Origin of the sequence: Mesorhizobium abyssinicae (genome assembly GCF_049887195.1) — a bacterium.
Classification (GTDB): Bacteria; Pseudomonadota; Alphaproteobacteria; order Rhizobiales; family Rhizobiaceae; genus Mesorhizobium; species Mesorhizobium abyssinicae.
In genome coordinates, this window is sequence record NZ_JARAKC010000002.1 from 633528 (window position 1) to 654202 (window position 20675).

Genomic DNA, 20675 nt, shown 5'->3' on the forward strand with positions numbered 1-20675 from the left:
AAGGTGGATCGGCGCGTTAGCGCCGAGACGGATGAGGGGTGCGCGACGAAGTGAGACGCTGGCGTTCCTTCGCGCACCCCTCATCCGTCGCCTTCGGCGACACCTTCTCCCACAAGGGGAGAAGGAGGAGCCGGCGCCATCTCCACCTTGCCAAATCCAACCCCGCTGCTATTCTTGCTGCTAAACTAATTTCACACACAGGCAAACTTGTTGCTCGAAACATAGGGTCGAGATGAGCCAGTCGCCCTACCCCGCCGTCGTCTCCGGGCCGCCCCGACCGAGCCTGATCCTCAGGCCAGGCCAGATCGCGCTGCCGCCCGGCATGGAGCGCTACACCGTGCAGGGCAATGGCGCGGTGCTGATCGACGTCGAGGCCGGCGATACGGTCAGCGTGCGCAATATCGAAGGCGGACAGGCCTGCGAGCTGTTGGCCTGGGGCAAGGACAGTGTCACCGATCCCGGCATTTTCGGCGAGGCCGCGAACAGCAACGCCGCCGGCATCAAGGCGCTGCTGGCGGATGGCGAGGACAGCTTGTCGGCGCTGCGTCTCGGCCTGCAACGCCGCCAAGTTCAGCTTGAGCAACCGAAGGCCGTGCGCGTCTTCGGCGGCGCGACGCCCGCCGGCACCGAGCAAAGTTTTGCCGTGCAGCGCGATGGCTCGCTGCTGATCGCTGCGCCCGGCGGACCGATGCTCGTCGACGGCCACGACACCGCGACGCCGCTCACCGTCATCGTGCGCCGCGCGACGATCCGGCTGAAGGCGAAGTCCGGGCTTGCCGATCCGCTCGCCGATCCGGTGCTCGATCTCAGGGTCCATTCGGCGACTGCCGAAGCCTATTTCGTCAAGGCCGGCGACTATCTGCAGATCATCGATGTCGACGGCCGCCAGTGCACCGACTTCCAGTGTTTTTCGGCGCGCAAGCTGGACAAGGGCCGCGACCTGCCGCTCGACGTGACGACGACGCGCACGCTGATGGGCGCCGCCTATCCGATGCCCGGCCTGCATTCGAAATATTACGACCAGGACATGGAGCCGCTGGTCGAGGTGGTGCAGGACACTTGCGGGCGGCACGACGCCTTCGCGCTCGCCTGTGCCGCCAAATATTACGACGACATCGGTTATCCCGGGCACACCAACTGCTCGGAGAATTTCAACAAGGCGCTTTGGGACAAGGGCGTCACGCCCCGCGCCGGCTGGATGGCGATCAACTTCTTCTTCAACACGGCAATCGACGCGCATGGCGTGATGGTGTCGGACGAGCCATGGTCGCGGCCGGGCGACTATGTGCTGTTGCGCGCACTGACCGACATCGTCTGCGTCTCCTCCGCCTGCCCCGACGACACCACGCCCGCCAATGGCTGGAATCTCACCGACATCCATGTGCGCACCTATTCCCGCCAGCACAAATTCTCGCGTGCGATCGCCAGACGCATGACGCCCGATTCGGAACCGAAGATGACCCGAGAGACAGCTTTTCATTCGAGCTTTGCCAAGCACACGCGCGACTTCGCCGAGTACAGGGGCTACTGGCTGGCCAACTCCTTCGCCAAAGAGGGCGCCATCGCCGAATACTGGGCCTGCCGGCAGGCGGCGGTGATCATGGACCTGTCGCCGCTGCGCAAGTTCGAGGTGACAGGACCGGATTCCGAAGCGCTGCTGCAATACACGCTGACCCGCGACGTCAAGAAGCTCGGCGTCGGCCAGGTCGTCTATTCGGCGATGTGCTACGAGCATGGCGGCATGATCGACGACGGCACGCTGCTGAGGCTCGGCAAGGACAATTTCCGCTGGGTCGGCGGCGACGACCTGTCCGGCGAATGGCTGCGCGAGACGGCCAGGGAACTCGGCCTCAACGTGCTGGTGCGCTCGTCCACCGACCAGATGCACAACATCGCCGTGCAGGGCCCGAAGAGCCGCGACATCTTGAAGGAGGTCGTCTGGACCTCGCCGCTGCAGCCCTCGATCGGCGAGCTCGAATGGTTCCGCTTCGCGGTCGCCCGCATCGGCGGCGGCAACGGCGTTCCGGTGGTCGTCTCGCGCACCGGCTATACGGGCGAGCTCGGCTACGAGATCTGGTGCCATCCGCGCGACGCCGAAAAGGTGTTCGACGCCATCTGGGAGGCCGGCCAGCCGCATGGGCTGAAGCCGATGGGCCTGCAGGCGCTCGACATGGTGCGCATCGAGGCCGGGCTGATCTTCGCCGGCTACGAGTTCTCCGACCAGACCGATCCGTTCGAGGCCGGCATCGGCTTCACCGTGCCGCTGAAGACCAAGACCGACGACTTCATCGGCCGCGACGCGCTGATAAGGCGCAAGGAACATCCGCAGACGAAACTGGTCGGCCTCGACATCGATGCGAACATCCCTGTCGGCCACGGCGACTGCGTCCATGTCGGCCGCGCCCAGATCGGCGTCGTCACCTCCGGCATGCGCTCTCCGCTGCTCGGCAAGACCATCGCCCTGGCGCGGCTCGACGTCACCCATGCCGACATCGGCACGGAGGTCGAGGTCGGCAAGCTCGACGGCCATGCCAAGCGGCTGCCGGCGCGAGTCGTGGCCTTCGCGCATTACGACCCGCAAAAGACGAAACCGCGCTCCTGACGGCGGCCTCCAAGGCCTCATCCGACCGTCTTGATGGCGGCCGCAGTGGCGTCCGTGCCATGTTTCGCAAGCGTGATGTGCACGGCGCCACAAAACGCTTGACGTGAAAGCGCGTCGGATCAATCTTCACTGTTAAGAAAAAAATGCGACTGAGTGGAAACACTACAGCCGTTCGAAATGAGGCCGGGGGGAAGCTTCGCGCAGCCGAGGCACACCGGCGGGGAACAGCAAAAAGGGGAATTCATACATATGAGCACAATGAGCACGGTCCTTGAGCAGCCTGCAGAAGGCAAGCTGCTCAGGCATATCGACTGGCGTGGCGCCTTCTGGGTGGCAAGCGGCGTTCCCGCCCTCGTCCTGTTCTCCATCGGCGGGATTGCCGGCACGACCGGAACCCTGGCTTTCGTGATCTGGACGGTGTCCATGATCATGGGCTTCCTGCAGTCGTTCACCTATGCCGAAATCGCCGGTCTGTTCCCGAACAAGTCCGGCGGCGCCTCGATCTACGGCGCCACCGCCTGGCTGCGTTACTCGAAATTCATCGCGCCGCTGTCGGTGTGGTGCAACTGGTTCGCCTGGTCGCCGGTGCTGTCGCTCGGCTGCTCGATCGCCGCCGCCTATATCCTCAACGCGCTGGCGCCGATCCCGGTCTTCAGCGAGACCTCGCCGGAAGTGGTCGCCTATATCGCCGCCCATGCCGGCACGGCGCCCGCCGATGCCATCGCGGCGGTGGCCGCCGCCGCGACGCCGGCGATCCGCACCTGGTCGCTGTGGGGCCATACGCTGGGTCCGGTGTCCTTCACCTTCAACGCCACCTTCTTCATCGGCGCGGTGCTGATGCTGATGATCTTCTCGATCCAGCATCGCGGCATCCTCGGCACGGCCAGTGTGCAGAAATATATCGGCCTTTTGGTCATCATCCCGATGCTGATCGTCGGCGTGGTGCCGATCTTCACCGGCCAGATCAACTGGGCGAACTTCTCGCCGCTGGTGCCGCTGGCGGCCGCCTACGCGCCCGAACCGGGGGCCTGGAACATCGCCGGCTGGACACTGGTGCTGGGCGGCATGTTCATCGCCGCCTGGTCGACCTACGGCTTCGAGACCGCCGTCTGCTACACGTCCGAGTTCAAGAACCCCGGCACCGACACGTTCAAGGCGATCTTCTATTCCGGCCTGCTCTGCATGCTGCTGTTCATCCTGGTGCCGTTCACCTTCCAGGGCGTGCTCGGCCTCAACGGCATGCTGGCGACGCCGATCGTGGACGGCTCCGGCGTCGCCGATGCGCTGGCCGGCATGGTCGGCGGCGGCAAGATCATCCACAGCCTGCTGGTCATGCTGATGATCCTGGCGCTGGTGCTCTGCATCATGACGGCGATGGCCGGCTCCTCGCGCACGCTCTACCAGGGCTCGGTCGACGGCTGGCTGCCGCGCTATCTCAGCCATGTCAACGAGCATGGCGCGCCGACCCGGGCGATGTGGACCGACCTCGTCTTCAACCTGATCGTGCTGGCCATCGCCTCGGCCGACGCGACGAGCTTCTTCTTCATCCTCGCCGTGTCGAACTGCGGCTACATCATCTTCAACTTCCTCAACCTCAATGCCGGCTGGATCCACCGCATCGACAACGGCCATATCGCGAGGCCGTGGCGGGCGCCGACCTGGCTGCTCGGCATCGGGGCGATCTTCGCCTATGTCAACGCCGTCTTCATGGGCGCCGGCGCCAAGGTGTGGAACCCGATGGCGCTGTGGGCTGGCCTGATCACTGCGGCGCTGATCATCCCGGTGTTCTGCTTCCGTCACTACATCCAGGACGGCGGCAAGTTCCCCGACCAAATGCTGGCCGATCTCGGCATGACGTCGGCCGACCTCAAGGTCAAGAAGGCGGGCGCCCTGCCCTATCTGACGCTGATCGCCGGCGTGGCGGTGATGCTGATCGCCAACTGGCTGTTCGTCATCTGACGCAGCGAACTGAGAACAGGATCGGGCGCGCCTCGGCGCGCCCGATCTCTTTTGTCCAACGGCCTCTCGTCAGCCGGCCTTGCGGATCGTCTCCTCGAAGAACCGGTTCGGCGGCCGCTTCAGGCCGTGATTCTCGCGCAGCGTCGATCCTCTCATACTCGCGCCTGAAGATGCCGCGCCGCTGCAATTCGCTTCACACTTTTCCTGGAATTGCTCTAGCGCGCCGAGCCGCGATGCAGATCGTCCGCCATCGACCCGTGGCAATGGCGGACGATCCGAGGTTGCCACCACCTTATTCCGCGGCCAGCGCCAGCTCCGGCTTTTCGTTGTTCTGCGTCAGTTCGGACTCGGGCCCCTTGTCCTCGACCCCGGCCTTCCTGCGCTCGCGGCCGAAGAACAGCGCGTAGCCTGCCGGCAGCACCAGGATGGTGAGCACGGTGGCGACGAGGATGCCGCCCATCATGGCGTAGGCCAGCGGCCCCCAGAACACGGCGCGCGAGATCGGGATCAGCGCCAGCACGGCGGTGAGCGCCGTCAGCATGATCGGCCGGAAGCGGCGCACGGCGGCGCCGATGATCGCCTCGGATCGCTCTATGCCGGCGGCGATGTCCTGATCGATCTGGTCGACCAGGATGATCGAGTTGCGCATGATGATGCCAAGCAGCGCGATCACGCCGAGGATGGCGACGAAGCCGAAGGGCGCGCCGCTGATCAGCAGGGCTGCGGCGGCGCCGATGATGCCGAGCGGGCCGGTGGCCAGCACCAGCATCGCCTTGCCGAAATGCTGCAGCTGGATCATCAGCAGCACGACGATGATGGCCAGCATGATCGGCGCCTTGGCGGCGATCGAGGCCTGGCTTTCGGCCGAATCCTCGGCGCCGCCCTGGATCTCGACCTTGTAGCCGGGCGCCAGGCCGGCACGCAGGTCTTTCATGTCGTTGTACATCTTGGTGACGACGTCGTTCGACTGCACGCCGTCCGGCAGGGTGCCGCGCACCGTGATGGTCGGCAGGCGGTCGCGCCGCCACTCGATGCCTTGCTCCAGCACCGGAACGACCTTGGCCACCTGCGACAGCGGCACGAAACCGCCGAAATCGGTCGGGATGTAGACGGAATCGACCGAGGACAGCAGCTTGCGGCTCGCCTCCGGCTCGCGGGCGACGATCGAGACCGTCTCCTCGCCGTCGCGGAAGTCGTCGAGCGGCGCGCCGGACATGGTGGCCTGCAGCATCTGGCGGATGCGCTGCGAGGTGACGCCGAGCGCGCGGGCGCGATCCTGGTCGATGACCAGCTTCATCGCCGGCACCGGCTCCAGCCAGTCGTCATGCACGGCGCCGAGCAGCGGGTTGGCGTGGAACTTCGCCTTCACCTCGTCGGCGATGCGGCGCACCTCCTGGCGGTCCGGGCCCATGACGCGCATCTGCACCGGCCAGCCGGTCGGCGGACCGAGGAACAGGCGGTCGACCTTGGACCGGATGGATGGGAAATCCTCGGCCAGGATGGTGCGCAGCTTGACGATCAGCCGCTCGCGCGCCGGTTCGTCCTTGGCCATCACCAGGAGCTGGGCGAAGTTCGGATTCCTGAGCTGCTGGTCGAGCGGCAGGAAGAAGCGCGGCGCGCCCTCGCCGATATAGGTGGCGATGAAGCGCTTGTCCGGATCGTCCATCATCTTGCCTTCGAGCGCCTTGGCCTGCGTCTCGACCTCCTTGATCGAGGTGCCTTCCGGCAGCCAGAGGTCGACGAGGATTTCGGGCCGGGAGGACTGCGGGAAGAAGTTCTGCGGAATGAACTGGAACGCCCACAGGCTGGTGGCGAAGGTGACCAGCGTCATCACCAGCACGATGATGCGATGGCGCACGGCCCAGCCGACGGTGACGCGCAGGCGGCGGTAGAAGCGCGTGTCGAAGACATCGTGATGGCTGCCGGCATGCTTGCGCTGCTTCAGGATCATGTGGCCGAGCCACGGCGTGAAATAGACCGCGACGAACCAGGACACGACCAGCGCGATGCCGACGACATAGAACAGGGTGCGCACATATTCGCCGGCGGTCGAGGCGGCGAAGCCGACGGGGATGAAGCCCGCGGTGGTGATCAGCGTCCCGGTCAGCATCGGGAAGGCGGTCGAGGAATAGGCGAAGCTCGCCGCCTCGATCTTGACCAGCCCCTCCTCCAGCTTGCGTTCCATCATCTCGACGACGATCATCGCATCGTCGACGAGCAGGCCGAGCGCGATGATCAGCGCGCCGAGCGAAATGCGCTGCAGGTCGATGCCGAGCTCGTACATGATGGCGAAGGTGGCGGCGAGCACCAGCGGAATGGCGATGGCGATGACCAGGCCGGAACGCCAGCCGATCGACAGCAGCGAGACGGCCAGCACGATCAGCAGCGCCTCGCCGAGCGCCTCCATGAACTCCTTGACGGCATCGCGGACGACCTCCGGCTGGTCGGAGATCTGGTCGACGGCGACGCCGTAGGGCAGGCCTTCCTCGAAGCGCTGGTAGGTCGCTTCGACATCCTTGCCGACGTCGGTGACGTTGAAGCCCTTGGCCATGACGACGCCGAGCTGGACGCTCTCATGGCCGTTGAAGCGGTACTTGCGCTGGAACGGATCCTCCAGCCCCGAAGAGACTGTGGCGATGTCGCCGAGCCGCGTCACCTGGCCGCCGGCGCGCAGGCGCAGTTCCCTGATGTCGGCGGCCCTGGTGACGTCGCCCTCGACCGAGATGCGCACCGAGCGCTGTCCGGTGTCGACCGAGCCCGCCGGGTCGACATTGTTCTGGCCCTTGATCGCGTTCTGCAGGTCGGTCAGCGTCAGTCCGCGCTCGGCCAGCGCCTTCGAAGAGACGTCGATATAGATCTTCTCCGGCTGGTCGCCGATGATGACGGCCTTCTCGACGCCCGGCGTCGTCAACAGCATATCGCGCGCCTGGATGGCGAACTTCTTCAGCTCCGGATAGCTGTAGCCGTTGCCGCTGATCGAATGCAGCGTGATGAAGGTGTCGCCGAACTCGTCGTTGAAATACGGACCGAGCAGCCCCTGCGGCAGGTCGCTGGCGATGTCGCCGACCTTCTTGCGCACCTGGTAGAACGCGTCCTTCACCTGCTCGGCATTGGTGTCGCCTTTCACCTGCAGGGTGATGATGGCGCTGCCGGCTCGCGTATAGGAGCGCACGAAATCGAGATGCGGCGTTTCCTGCAGCTTGCGCTCGATCTTGTTGACGACCTGGTCCTCCATCTCCTGGATCGAGGCGCCCGGCCAGACGGCCTGGACGACCATGACGCGGAAGGTGAAGTCAGGATCTTCCTTCTGGCCCATGCGCATCAGGCCGAGCGCGCCGGCAAGGATGATCAGGCCGAACAGGAAGCGCGCGATGCTGGGGTGGCCGATCGCCCAGCGCGAAAGATTGAAGGGCCGCTTCTCAGTGCTGTCGGTGGTCATCGGCGTCAGTCCATTCCGATTGATCGGCAAGGCACGCATCTGCGCGTGCTCACGATATTTCCGATGCTGGCTTCCGGGCGGCGAGGCTTTCCGAGGCGGAGAGACACTCGTCGCGGTGGGACGCGAGGATCGATGTGGGGGTTACATCAACCTGACGTCTCGACAGCCGGGCGCTCGCCGCCCGGAAACCATGGTCCGCTCGCTCCAGCGAGCGGCATTTTCATTCGCCCGGCTTCAGCGCAGGCTGCTGGTGATGTCGGCTTTGCCTTCGGCCGACGCCGACTGCTGCGCCGCGTCGCCGGAGAGCTTGACCTTGAGGTTCTCGGTCATGAACTGCGTGCCGGCGGCAACCACGACGTCGCCCTGCTTCAACCCGTCGGCGACATTGACGCCGTCGACCGTGAAGTCGCCGACCTTGACCGGGCGCGGATGAACCGTCTCGCTGGTGCGGTCGACGGTCCAGACAATCTTCCGGCCGTCCTTCTCGGCGAGCGCGCTGAGCGGGATCGACACCATCTGCTTCCGGCTCGCCACCGAGGCTTCGATGTTGGCGGTCATGCCGAGCAGCACGCGCGGATCGTTGGGCAGCGAGACGCGGACAGCGAAGGTGCGCGACTGCGGATCGGCGCTGCCGGAAACCTCACGCACCTTGCCGGCCAGCGTCAGCGCATCGTCGGACCAGAAGCCGGCCTTGACCTCCTTACCCGGCCGAAACTCGGCGATGTCCATCTCGGGAACGGCGATCAGCACTTCCTTCTCGCCGTCGACGGCAACGGTCATCACCGGCGTTCCGGCGCCGACCACCTGGCCGATATCGGCGCTGATGGCGGTAACGATACCGTCCTCGCTCGCCTTGAGATCGGTATAGCCGACCTGGTTCTTCGCCTGGGCAAGCGTCGAGCGGGCAGCGTCGCGCGTCGCCACGGCCTGAGCATAGGTCAGCGTCGCCTGATCGAGCTGCGACTTCGACGCGAAGCTCTTGGCGTAGAGCTGCTCGGCGCGCTTCTTTGCCAGATCCACCGTTTCGACCTGCCGCTCGGCGGCGTCGAGGCTCGCCGCCGCGCTCCTGACCGACAAATCGTAGTCGGAGGCATCGATACGGGCGAGCACATCGCCCGAATTCACATGCTGGCCGATATCGACGAGGCGCTCGGTAACCTTGCCGGCGACGCGGAAGCCGAGGTTCATCTCGGTGCGGGCGCGCACCGAGCCGGAATAGTCGAGCTCGCGGGTGGTCTGGGCCTCACCGATCTCGACCACCTTGACCGGCCGGATGATTTCCTTGATTTCGGCCTTCTCCTGGCTGCAGCCGGCAAGCCCGAGAGCGGCGACGATCAGGCCGGCGACCGGCAGCCTGCGGATGATGGAATTGGACAAAGACACCTTAGCACTCCTGACTGGAGATCAACTTTTCGACACCGGCGCGCCCGGCGGGCGGCGGCTATTTCAAGGCTTTGATCGCGTAATCGATGAGATCGTCGGGCATCGCCCGGTTGGTCTTGGCAAGGCACTGCGCCACCATCTGCGGGTGGCACAGTATGACGGTGGCGGCGCCGAAGCAGCGCGACGCGATCACCGGATCCTGGTCCCTGAACTCGCCGGCTTCGATGCCCTGGCGGATCACCTCGGCGAACAGATCGTGGATGCTGTCGACATGCTTGTCGATGACGGCCCAGTCGCGCTCGAGCGCGACGATGACCATCTCATGCACCTTCTGGTCGTCGAGCATGACTTCCATGGTCATCTTGTACTGGGCATGCACGTAGCGGCGCAGCCGCTCCTCGGCGCTGAGCGGCAGACGCGAAATCTCGTAGGCCATCTTGTAGCTGGCGCCGAGCATGCGGCCGCAGACGGCCTGGTGGATTTCGACCTTGGAGGCGAAGAAGCGATAGATATTGGCCGGCGACATGCCGAGCTCGCGGGCGATGTCGGCGACGTTGGTCTTGCCGTAACCGTAATGCCGGAACAGACGCTCGGCGCAATCGAGGATGCGCGTCACGTTTTCCTGGCGGGCGGGGTCGGCCACGATGTGGGCGGCTTCGGACATTAGCTCTCTGTCAAATAACGAGTGACGAATTTCAATTTTCGTCAGTCGTAAATCGAAACGAGCGGCATGTCAACGCGGAATCGACGTACGCGTACAATTGGTGACAGATGGTGACAGCGAGGAAGCGTGAAACCGACGAATGAGTTCGTCATCCTAGGGTGAAGGAAGGAGCGAAGCGACGCAGCGCAGACCCTAGGATCCATGCTGTGACGTCGACCAAAGAATAAAGTCGGATCAAGCAGTTAGCTTGCCAGCGCAGCGATTCGTGCAGGCTATTCTCGTCCGCCGGAGCACGGCCGCAAGGTCACGGCATGGATCCCAGGGTTTCCCCGACGTCGCTCCGCGACTGCTCCACCCTAGGATGACGAAGTCAGAGGCCCTTCGCCATTTCCCTCAGCCGGAATTTCTGGATCTTCCCGGTCGAGGTCTTCGGGATTTCCGCAAACACCACTGCCTTCGGCACCTTGAAGCGGGCGAGCAAAGTGCGGCAGTGGTCGATGATCTCGGCCTCGGTCGCGCTCTTGCCTGGCTTCAGCTCTACATAGGCGACAGGCACCTCGCCCCATTTGTCATCGGACTTCGCAACGACGCCGCAGGAGGCGACGGCTGCATGCTTGTAGAGAGCATCCTCGACCTCGATCGAGGAGATGTTCTCACCGCCGGAAATGATGATGTCCTTGGAGCGATCCTTGAGCTGGATGTAGCCGTCCGGATGCATGACGCCGAGATCGCCTGAGTGGAACCAGCCGCCGGCGAAGGCCTCGTCAGTCGCCTTCCTGTTCTTCAGATAGCCCTTCATGACGATGTTGCCGCGGAACATGACCTCGCCGATGGTCTCGCCGTCCGCCGGCGTTTCCGTCATCGTCTCGGGATCCATCACGGTCAGGCCCTCGAGCGAAGCATAGCGCACGCCCTGGCGCGCCTTCTTCGCCGTGCGCGGTCCCTTCTCCAGCTCGTCCCACTCATTGTGCCATTCGTTGACGACCGCCGGCCCGTATGTCTCGGTCAGGCCGTAGAGATGGGTGACCGCAAAGCCGGCATCGGCCATGCCTGACAGCACTGCCTCCGGCGGCGGCGCGGCCGCCGTGTTGAAGGTGACGGTTTGCGCGAGCTCACGCTTGTCCTCGGCCTTGGCGTTGATCAGGACCGACATGACGATCGGCGCACCGCAGAGATGGGTGACGCCATGATCGGCGATCGCGTCATACATCGGCTTTGCCCGCACCCAGCGCAGGCAGACATGGGTGCCGGCCTGCACGGCCAGCGTCCAGGGAAAGCACCAGCCGTTGCAGTGGAACATCGGCAGCGTCCACAGATAGACCGCGTGCTTGGCCATGCCGGCATGAATGGTGTTGGTATAGGCCATCAGCGCCGCGCCGCGATGGTGATAGACGACGCCTTTGGGGTTGCCGGTGGTGCCGGAGGTGTAGTTGAGCGAGATGGCGTCCCACTCGTCGTCAGGCATCGACCAGGCGAAAGCCTCATCGCCGCCTGCGACGAACTCCTCATAGTCTGATGTGCCGATCCGCTCGCCCTTCGGATAGGGGGCATCGGCGGCATAGTCGGGATCGTCATAGTCGATGACCAAGGGCTTGGCCTTGGCCAATGCCAACGCCTCCCTGACCGCGCCGGAGAATTCACGGTCGACGATCAGCACCTTTGTATCGGCGTGGTCGAGCTGGAAAGCGATGACGGCGGCGTCGAGCCTTGTGTTCAGCGAATGCAGCACCGCCTTGGTCATCGGCACGCCGAAATGCGCCTCCAGCATCGGCGGCGTGTTCGACAGCATCACCGTCACCGTATCGCCCTTGCCGATGCCGCGCTTGGCCAGCGCCGAGGCGAGCCGCAGCGAGCGACGCCAGAAATCGCGATAGGTGATGCGCTGGTTGCCATGGATGATGGCGACATGGTCGGGATAGGTTTTTGCCGCCCGCTCCAGATAGGTCAGCGGCGTCAGCGGCTGGTGGTTGGCGGCATTCCTGTCGAGATCCTGTTCGTAGGGATTGCCCATCCCATCCTCCCCAATATGTTTATCGACTTCTAATCACAGGCTCCGCTCCGCGTCACCACCAACGATGCCACGACAGGGGGCATTTGGCACAATGGTGATCCAGATTCAGCCGGTGAAACGGAAATGCATACCTCCGCTCGGTTTGACTTTTGTCGAGAGCCGTGAATAATGTCAGCCGAGGAGATGGCATGGCGATCCGACCGGCAGAACAGCTTATCCACAAGGCCGCCTGGCTCTACTACGCCCATGGCCTGCGCCAGGACGAAGTGGCGAACCAGCTCAAGATTTCGCGCGCTTCGGTCGCCATGTATCTGCGCAAGGCGCGCGAGACCGGCATCGTCAACATCTCGACCTCGACCCAGCTTTTCACCGACGACGTCTTGGCGCGCCGACTGGAAGACGCGCTGAAGCTCGACGCCGTCTGGATCGCGCCCGAAAACGCCTATGTCGTCGATCCGTCGACCGACATCGCGGTGCTCGCGGCCAGCGTCTTTCTCGAGCTGGTCAAGAAGGGCGACCGCATCGGCGTCGCCTGGGGCCGCACCGTCTACACCATCGCCGACATCATGTCCTTCGCAGACCTGCAGGACGTGACGGTGGTACAGCTCTGCGGCAATCTCGGCGCGCCCTATTCCTACCGGCCCGATCAGTGCACGATGGAAATCGCCCGGCGGCTCAACGCCAAGGGGCTGAACTTCTACGCGCCGCTGGTGCTGTCGACGGAAGAGCTGGCGCGGGCCCTGCGCGCCGAGCCGGTGATCCGCGAGCAACTGGCAGGCATCAGCGATTGCAACCTCGCGCTGTTTTCCGTCGGCACCGTCGACGCCGACAGCCATGTCGTCAAATGCGGCGCGCTGACGGTGAGCGAAATGGAAGTGCTTCGCAACGCCGGCGCCGCCGGCGTGATCGCGGGACAGATCATCGATACCGCCGGCGAGGCGCTCGATTGCAGCTACAACCGCCGGGTCATCTCGGCCGAACTCGGCTCGCTCGGCGCCATCGAAAAGCGGCTGATGGTGGTGCAGGAGGACAGCAAGTTCGAGCCGCTGCTTGCCGCGCTCGCCGGCGGGCTCTGCACGCATCTGGTTGTCGGCGCGCGCGTCGCGCAGCGGCTGCTGGACCATGCCGGAGCGGTGACCAAGAAGGCCTCCTAGACAAACAACCCTCGCCGCCGGCGTCTTGTCATCAAAGCGTCGCGGCATTCCTGTTCACAGCAATCAAAGACATGAAAGCGGACGAAGCGAAATGAAGAACCTGTGGAATGACGGCGACGCGGAAAAGATGGTTGCCGACTATGCCAAGAAGGGCGTCGGCCGCGACCTCGCGCTGCGCGTCTACACGACCCGGCTGCTCGGCGGCGAGCCGCGGCTGGTGCTGCATGGCGGCGGCAACACGTCGTGCAAGATCAAGGCCACCGATCTTGTCGGCGACGAGTGGGACGTGCTCTGCGTCAAGGGCAGCGGCTGGGACATGGCCGTCATCGAGCCGCAAGGCCTGCCGGCGGTGAAGATGGGCGCGTTGCTCAAGGCGCGCGCGCTGGAGAGGCTCTCCGACGAAGACATGGTGGCGCTGCAGCGCGCCAACCTCATCGATCCCGCCTCGCCCAATCCGTCGGTCGAAACGCTGTTGCACGCGTTCCTGCCGCACAAATTCGTCGACCACACGCATTCGACCGCCGTCCTCGCCATTGTCGACCAGGAAGACAGCAAGGCGCTGGTTAGGAAAGTGTTCGGCGAGAAGATGGGCTATGTGCCCTACATCATGCCAGGCTTCGACCTGGCGAAGGCGGCGGGCGACGTCTTCGATGCCGATCCAAGCGTCGAGGGCCTGATCCTCGACAAGCACGGCATCTTCACCTTCGGCGACGACGCCAGGCAGGCCTACGACCGGATGATCCACCATGTGACGGTCGCCGAGGACTATGTCGCCAAAAACGGCAAGCCGAAGACGGCCAAGGCGGCGCTGCCGGCGAAGCTCGCCAGACCGGCCGATATCGCGCCCGCGCTGCGCGGCGCCGTCGCGGTGGCGCGCGGCGAGGGCCGCTTCGATCGCATGATCAGCGACTTCCGCGCTTCGGATGCGATCGTCGATTTCATCAACTCGGCCAGCATCGCCGACTATGCCGGGCGCGGTGTCTCGACGCCGGATCTCTCGATCCGCATCAAGACCGGGCCGATGGCCGTGCCGGCGCCGGACGCCGACAAGATCGGCGACTACAAAGCCGTCATCCGCAACCATGTCGAGACCTTCGCCAAGGATTACCGCGCCTATTTCGAGACCAATGACGCACTGGACGACGTCAAGCGCACCATGCTCGATCCGATGCCGCGCCTGACGCTGGTGCCGGGCCTCGGCATGTTTGGCCACGGCCGCACGCTGAAGGACGCAAAAATCGCCTCCGATGTCGGCGAGATGTGGATCGAGGCGGTGCGCGGGGCCGAGGCCGTCGGCCATTTCCACCCGCTGTCCAAGGCCGATCTCTTCCCGCTCGAATACTGGTCGCTGGAACAGGCCAAGCTCGCCTCCAACAAGCCGAAGCCGCTGACCGGCCAGGTGGTGCTGGTGACCGGCGGCGCTGGCGCGATCGGCGCGGCGACGGCGAAGCTGTTCGCCGACAATGGCGCGCATGCCGTCATCGTCGACCTCGATGCGGCCAAGGCCGCGGAAGCGGCGAAGAAGGCCGGAAACGGCTCGATCGGCGTCGGCGCCGACATCACCAATCCCGTCGAACTGCGCGCCGCATTCGACCGGGCGGTCGCGGTCTATGGCGGCCTCGACATCCTGGTCTCCAATGCGGGCGCGGCCTGGGAAGGCCGCATCGGCGAGCTCGATGACACCACGCTGCGCAAGAGCTTCGAGCTCAATTTCTTCGCCCACCAGTCGGCGGCGCAGAATGCCGTGCGCATCATGCTGGAACAGGGCACCGGCGGCGTGCTCCTGTTCAACACGTCCAAGCAGGCGATCAACCCGGGGCCGAAGTTCGGCGCCTATGGCATCCCGAAGGCGGCGACGCTGTTCTTGTCCAGGCAATATGCGCTGGACTACGGCGCGCAGGGCATCCGCTCGAACGCGGTCAACGCCGACCGCATCCGCTCGGGTCTTCTGACCGACGCCATGATCGCCAGCCGCTCGGGCGCGCGCGGCGTGTCGGAAAAGGAATACATGTCCGGCAATCTGCTCGGCCAGGAAGTAACGGCCGAGGACGTGGCGCAGGCCTTCCTGCACCAGGCGCTGGCCGACCGCACCACCGCCGACGTGACGACCGTCGACGGCGGCAACATCGCGGCGGCGCTGCGCTAGCGACAACCCCTGCCATGAACCCCTGCCGTCATGCAGGGGTTCAGAGGGCCGGCGGCGACTTCGACAATCAGCGACCTCGCCGCCACGAGCTGGAAACTGTCGCCGGTCTGAAGCGGTTGCCGAAATTCCGCTTCAATCTATGCCTTGAACGGCTTCGCAAGGTGGAGACAGCCGTGACCGCGAACAGACTGCGTATTGCCGTCCTCTTTGGCGGGCGTTCGGCCGAGCATGAAGTTTCGGTGCTCTCGGCGACCAATGTCATGCGGGCGCTGGAGCCGGCGAAGTACGATGCCCTTCCCATCTTCGTCACCCGCGAAGGAAAATGGCTGCTCAGCCGTTTCGAGGGTGGCGCGCTGGCGACGCCTTCGGGCGGCACGGAGGTTTGCCTGGTGCCGGGCGGACACGGGCGCATGCTGGCGCTCCCGGCCGAGGGCGCGCCCTACGCGCTGCCAGATATCGACATCCTGTTTCCCGTCCTGCACGGGCTGCATGGCGAGGACGGCGCGGTGCAGGGGCTGGCGGAAGTGGCGCAGGTGCCGCTCGCCGGCTGCGGCATACTGGGTTCGGCCACGGCGCTCGACAAGGATATCGCCAAGCGGCTGCTGAAGGCGGCCGGCCTGCCGGTTGCGCGGTCGGTGACCATTGAGGAAGGTTCGGTGCCATCGCTGCCGTGCTGGTAGACCAGCTCGGCCTGCCGCTCTTCGTCAAACCGGCGCGGCAGGGCTCGTCTGTCGGCGTCGCAAAGGTCAATGCCAGCCAGGAATTCGATCGAGCGCTTGCGGAAGCCTTCCAGCACGATCGCAAGCTCTTGGCGGAGGAATTCGTCCGTGGCCGCGAGATCGAATTCAGCGTGCTGGAAGACTCCGCGGGCAAGCTCTTCGTCTCGCGGCCGGGCGAGATCGTGCCGGCGGAAAGCCACGGCTTCTACAACTACAATGCCAAGTATATCGACGAGAACGGCGCGGCATTGATCGTGCCGGCCGAACTGCCGCGGGAAGTCGAGCAGGCGATGCGCGACATGGCGGCAAGGGCCTTCAGGGCCGTCGGTTGCGACGGCATGGCGCGTGTCGACTTCTTCCTGATGCCGGACATGACGTTCCTGATCAACGAGCTCAACACCATACCCGGCTTCACCGATATCAGCATGTACGCCAAGGCGATGGCGGCTAGCGGCGTCAGCTACCCGGAGGTCATCGACCGGCTGGTGGCGCACGGGCTGGCGCGGGCCGGAAGAGTGGGCTGAGAGCGGGCTGCAAGCAGGAGAGCGGCCCTGGATGCCACTCACTTCCGAGCACGAAAGACGTCACGTTGGCTAGAACGGTCTCAAGCGAGACGGTCGGCGTTATTTCGTCGGTTGGCGCTGCCCCTCATTGCCCTGCCGGGCATTTCTCCCCGTATAGTGACGGGGAGAAAGACAGCTGTCGCGGATGGTTTCGCCAACCTCCAGCGTTGCAGAATATGCGCCAGCGTCGCGGCCAGCCTCTTCTCCCCGTCACTATACGGGGAGAAGGTGCCGGCAGGCGGATGAGGGGCAGCGCCAACGTTGCTAATGTCGCCAAGAGCGTGCAGCAGTTGGGGGTCGGAAGCGCATCGCATCAATACCATCAGAGGCGACGCGCCTAGACCAGAACTACTTGGCGTTCGGGTTGGGCATCCAGGCGGGCATCGCGACATCGGCATGGGCGAACTGCGGCAGCTTGGCCGACAGGTCCTCCATGTTCTTGATGTCCTTGTCGATGAGCTCCTTCTGGGTGATCAGCGTCGGCGGCACGATGACGTTGTGGCCGGGATCCTCGCCGGCAAGCAGCTGCGCCAGCGCCCGCACCGAGACCTGGCCGACGACGGCCGGGTTGGTGGCGGCGGTGGCGGCCCAGGCGCTGTCAGGCTCGCGCATCGCCGAAATATCCGAGGTCGAGATGTCGGCCGAATAGATCTTGATGGCCTTGTTCATGCCGGCCTCGTCGACGGCGATCTTCACGCCCTTGGCGAATTCGTCATAGGGGGCGAACATCACCTTGATGTCGGGATGCGCCGACAGCACCGAACGCGCCTGGTTGGCGACCGAGTTGGCAATCGGGTTGTCGAGCGTGCCGAACATGGCGACCTCGTCGATGCCGGCATGCTTCTTCTTGACGTCGACCCAGGTCTCGTTGCGGCGGTCGAGCGGCGCGATGCCGGCGACGTAGACATAGCCGGCCTTCCAGCTGTCGCCATTGTCGGTGACCGCCTGCTCCAGCGCGAGGCGGGCAAGGTCGCGGTCGGACTGCTCGATCTGCGGGATCTTCGGGTTCTCGACATTGACGTCGAAGGCGACGACCTTGATGCCGGCGTCGACCGCGCGCTGGGCGGCATCCTTCATCGATTCCGTCAGTCCGTGCTGGATGATGATGCCCTGCACGCCGAGCGCGATGGCCTGGTCGACCATGTCGGCCTGGAGGGCGGCGTCCTGGCGGCTGTCGAGCACGCGCAGGTCGACGCCGAGCGCCTTGGCCTGCGCCTCGACGCCGGAGAGATAGGCCTGGAAGAAGTCGCCGGTCGAGAGATAGCGCACCAGCGCGATCTTGACGCCCGGCTTGTCGAAGGGCGCAGGCTTGTCCGCGGCCATCGCGGTCCCCTGCATCAGCAGCGCGGCGCCAGCGAACCCGAGCGCCGCCTTCCCCAAAAATCTTCTTGTGATGCTCACTTTGTTTCCTCCACTTTGTTGAACTCGAAAATATGCCCCGGTCGAACCTATCTCCCGCCCCTGCCGGAAAGGGCGAAGGTGAAGACAAGGGCGACGACGAGAACCCCGCCCTTGACGAAATCCTGGGTGTAGTAAGGCGCGTTCATCATCGTCAGGCCCTGCAGCAGCACGCCGACGAAGACCGCGCCGACGGCGGTGCCGAAGGCGTTGGGCTTGGCCGCGCCGAGCACCGCGTAGCCGATGAGCGCGGCCGCGACCGCATCGAGCAGCAGATTGTTGCCGGAGGCGATGTCGCCGCGACCGAGCCGGGCGGCGAGCAGGATGCCGCCGATCGAGGCAAAGACGCCCGAAATGACGTAGGCCCAGATCTTGTAGGCCTTGACCGGCGCACCGGCGAGTTCGGCGGCGCGCTCATTGCTGCCGACGGCATACATCATGCGGCCGAAGCGGGTGTATTCGAGGAAGAACCAGATCAGCAGCGCCAGCAGGATCAGCACCACGACCGACACCGGAACGAGGTTTGGCACGAAGAAATCGAAGCGATGGCGGCCGAGCGCCAGGAAGGCTTCGCCGAACTTGCCGTTGGCGACCGAGCCGTCGGGCATGGTCATGCCGGTGGCGATCGAGCGGCCTTCGGTCGGGATGCGCTGCAGGCCGACGAGCAGGAACATCATGCCGAGCGTGGCGAGCAGGTCGGGCACCCGCATATAGACGATCAGCCAGCCATTGATCAGGCCGACGACAGCGCCGATCAGCAGGCAGACGACGACCGCGACGACGGCGTTCTGTTCCAGCACCACCATGACATAGGCGGCCGCCATCATGGCGCTGGTGGCGACCGAGCCGATCGACAGGTCGAAGCCGCCGACCACCAAGGTGGCGGTGACGCCGAGCGCCAGCACGCCTGTGATGGCGACGGATTGGAAGATGAAGACTGCGCTTTGCGGCGAGACGAAGCCGTCGGCGGCGACCGCGAAATAGGCGATCAGGCCGAACAGAAGGACGATGAAGCCGTAGCGGATGGCGTGGTCACGCGCCGTCATGCAGCGCTCTCCGGCGCCGTTGCCGTGTCAGTCCAACGCATGCCTGCTCCATTCCTGTCCATGATCTCACGCCGCGCTGTGCAGCGGGCCGCCCGCCACTTCGGCAAGCAGCCGCTCGAGATCGATGTCTTCGTTCCTGTGTTCGCCGACGATCGTCTGCTCCGACATGACCAGGATGCGGTCGGCCGTCTCCAGCGCCTCGTCGAGCTCGGTGACGAAGAGCAGCGTGGCGCGGCCGTCGGCGCTGGCTCGCAGCTTGGCGGCGATGTCGCGCCTGGCCGAGATGTCGACGCCCTGAAACGGCTCGTCGAGGATGAACAGTCTTGCATCCTGCGACATCCAGCGGCCGACCATCACCTTCTGCTGGTTGCCGCCCGAAAGTGCGGAAAGCTCGTCCTTCTCCGAACGGCAGACGATGGCGAGCTCGTCGATCTGCCGGCGTGCGATGCCGCGTTCGGCGCGGCGCTTCATGATGCCGAAGCCTGACAGGCGCTTGAGGAAGGGCAGGCTGATGTTGCGCTCGATGTTGAAGCCACCGACGATGCCGCTGGTGGCGCGGTCCTTGGCGACGAGGAAGACGCCGGCGGCGATCGCCTCGCCGGCCGAGGCCGGCGCATAGGGTTTGCCGTCCATGATCATGACGCCGGCGAGCGGCCTGCGCACGCCGAACAGCGTTTCGGCCAAGGCCGTCTTGCCGACGCCGACCAAGCCGGTGATCGCCACCACCTCGCCGGCGCCGAGCGTCATCGAGATCGGCTTCGACCCTTGCGCGATCCGCAGGCCTTCCGCGGTGAAGACGGCACGCGCCGAGCTTCTCGCGACCACCCGGTCGAGATGGATCTTGCGGCCGAGCATGGCGTTGACGGCGCCCTCATAGTCGAGCGGCTTGTTGTCGAACACGCCGCTCACCACGCCGTCGCGCATCGAGACGATGCGGTCGGCAAGGCGGCGGATGTCGGACATGCGGTGCGAGATGTAGAGGATCGCCACGCTCTGCTCGCGCAGCCGGTCGATCAGCTGGAACAGCCGGTCGGCTTCGGCGCTGGACAGCGACGAGGTCGGCTCGTCGAGGATCAGCACCTTCGGCCGGTGCGCCATGGCCCGCGCGATCGCCACCATCTGGCGGTCTGCCAGCGACAGGTCGCTGACGCGGGCCTTGAGGTCGATGGCGAGCCCCATGCGATCGGCGACGGCCCTGGCCTCGCGGCGCACCCGGCCCGGATTGAAGAAAGTCGGCGCGCCGCTGCCGGTCAGCCTGTCGAGTGTCAGGTTGGTGGCGACGTCGAGGTCGGCGACGACACCGTCATTGATGTTCTGATGCAGGGTGACGACGCCGGCGCGGATCGCCTCGGCCGGCGTGTTCGGCGCGAAGTCCTCGCCGGCGAGATGCATCATGCCGCCGCCGCGCTCGTAAACGCCGCTGACGATCTTGACCAGGGTGGATTTGCCGGCGCCGTTGGCGCCCATCAGCACGGTGACTTCGCCCGCATGCAAGTCGAGCGAGATGCCGCCAAGCACCTCGATATGGCCAAAGGACTTCCTCAGGCCGTCCACGCGGAACACGGCACCAGTGCCCATTCATTCCTCCCTG

Annotated in this window: 11 protein-coding genes and 1 pseudogene; 5 read left to right on the top strand and 7 right to left on the bottom strand. The window is 65.1% G+C overall.

Translation table 11 applies throughout. The annotated features are described in order from the left end of the window. The first annotated feature begins 232 nt into the window (after window positions 1–232). Window positions 233–2602, top strand: a complete 2370-nt coding sequence (locus tag PU724_RS07605) for a trimethylamine N-oxide demethylase (RefSeq protein ID WP_354421124.1) — start codon at window positions 233–235, stop codon at window positions 2600–2602. A gap of 249 nt (window positions 2603–2851) precedes the next feature. Then, on the top strand, window positions 2852–4561 hold the full coding sequence (locus PU724_RS07610; RefSeq protein ID WP_354421126.1) for a trimethylamine N-oxide permease: 1710 nt from the start codon (window positions 2852–2854) through the stop codon (window positions 4559–4561). 292 nt (window positions 4562–4853) lie between these two features. On the opposite strand, the gene PU724_RS07615 is transcribed toward PU724_RS07610, so the two are convergent. The 4 genes from PU724_RS07615 to PU724_RS07630 all read right to left on the bottom strand — a co-directional run bounded on the left by PU724_RS07615 (window position 4854) and on the right by PU724_RS07630 (window position 12058). Continuing rightward, window positions 4854–8000, bottom strand: a complete 3147-nt coding sequence (locus PU724_RS07615; protein WP_354421128.1) for an efflux RND transporter permease subunit — start codon at window positions 7998–8000, stop codon at window positions 4854–4856. 234 nt (window positions 8001–8234) lie between these two features. After that, window positions 8235–9383 (bottom strand): efflux RND transporter periplasmic adaptor subunit, encoded by a 1149-nt coding sequence (locus tag PU724_RS07620; protein WP_354421130.1) that lies wholly within the window; start codon window positions 9381–9383, stop codon window positions 8235–8237. Window positions 9384–9441: 58 nt separating this feature from the next. Beyond that, complete coding sequence (locus PU724_RS07625; protein ID WP_127311839.1) at window positions 9442–10047, bottom strand: TetR/AcrR family transcriptional regulator; 606 nt, start codon at window positions 10045–10047, stop codon at window positions 9442–9444. A gap of 370 nt (window positions 10048–10417) precedes the next feature. Further along, window positions 10418–12058 carry an acyl-CoA synthetase gene (locus PU724_RS07630; RefSeq protein ID WP_354421132.1) on the bottom strand — a complete coding sequence of 547 codons (1641 nt, stop codon included), beginning with the start codon at window positions 12056–12058 and terminating at the stop codon, window positions 10418–10420. Between the two features lie 188 nt (window positions 12059–12246). Here PU724_RS07630 and PU724_RS07635 point away from each other — a divergent pair, with 188 nt between their 5' ends. From PU724_RS07635 to PU724_RS07645, 3 genes and pseudogenes are all read left to right on the top strand, one after another. Next, complete coding sequence (locus tag PU724_RS07635) at window positions 12247–13212, top strand: sugar-binding transcriptional regulator (RefSeq protein ID WP_354421134.1); 966 nt, start codon at window positions 12247–12249, stop codon at window positions 13210–13212. A gap of 91 nt (window positions 13213–13303) precedes the next feature. Next, on the top strand, window positions 13304–15358 hold the full coding sequence (locus tag PU724_RS07640) for a bifunctional aldolase/short-chain dehydrogenase (RefSeq protein WP_354421135.1): 2055 nt from the start codon (window positions 13304–13306) through the stop codon (window positions 15356–15358). Window positions 15359–15531: 173 nt separating this feature from the next. Beyond that, window positions 15532–16601, top strand: a pseudogene (locus PU724_RS07645) (D-alanine--D-alanine ligase family protein). 387 nt (window positions 16602–16988) lie between these two features. Here PU724_RS07645 and PU724_RS07650 read toward each other — a convergent pair. The 3 genes from PU724_RS07650 to PU724_RS07660 form a co-directional block, all read right to left on the bottom strand. Next, window positions 16989–18041 carry a substrate-binding domain-containing protein gene (locus tag PU724_RS07650; protein WP_354421137.1) on the bottom strand — a complete coding sequence of 351 codons (1053 nt, stop codon included), beginning with the start codon at window positions 18039–18041 and terminating at the stop codon, window positions 16989–16991. 47 nt (window positions 18042–18088) lie between these two features. After that, entirely contained in the window at window positions 18089–19084 is a 996-nt protein-coding gene (locus PU724_RS07655) for an ABC transporter permease (RefSeq protein WP_354421139.1), read from the bottom strand. Window positions 19085–19150: 66 nt separating this feature from the next. After that, the gene (locus PU724_RS07660; protein WP_354421141.1) at window positions 19151–20662 is read right to left on the bottom strand and encodes a sugar ABC transporter ATP-binding protein; all 1512 of its coding nucleotides are present in this window, start codon (window positions 20660–20662) and stop codon (window positions 19151–19153) included. Window positions 20663–20675: the final 13 nt, after the last annotated feature.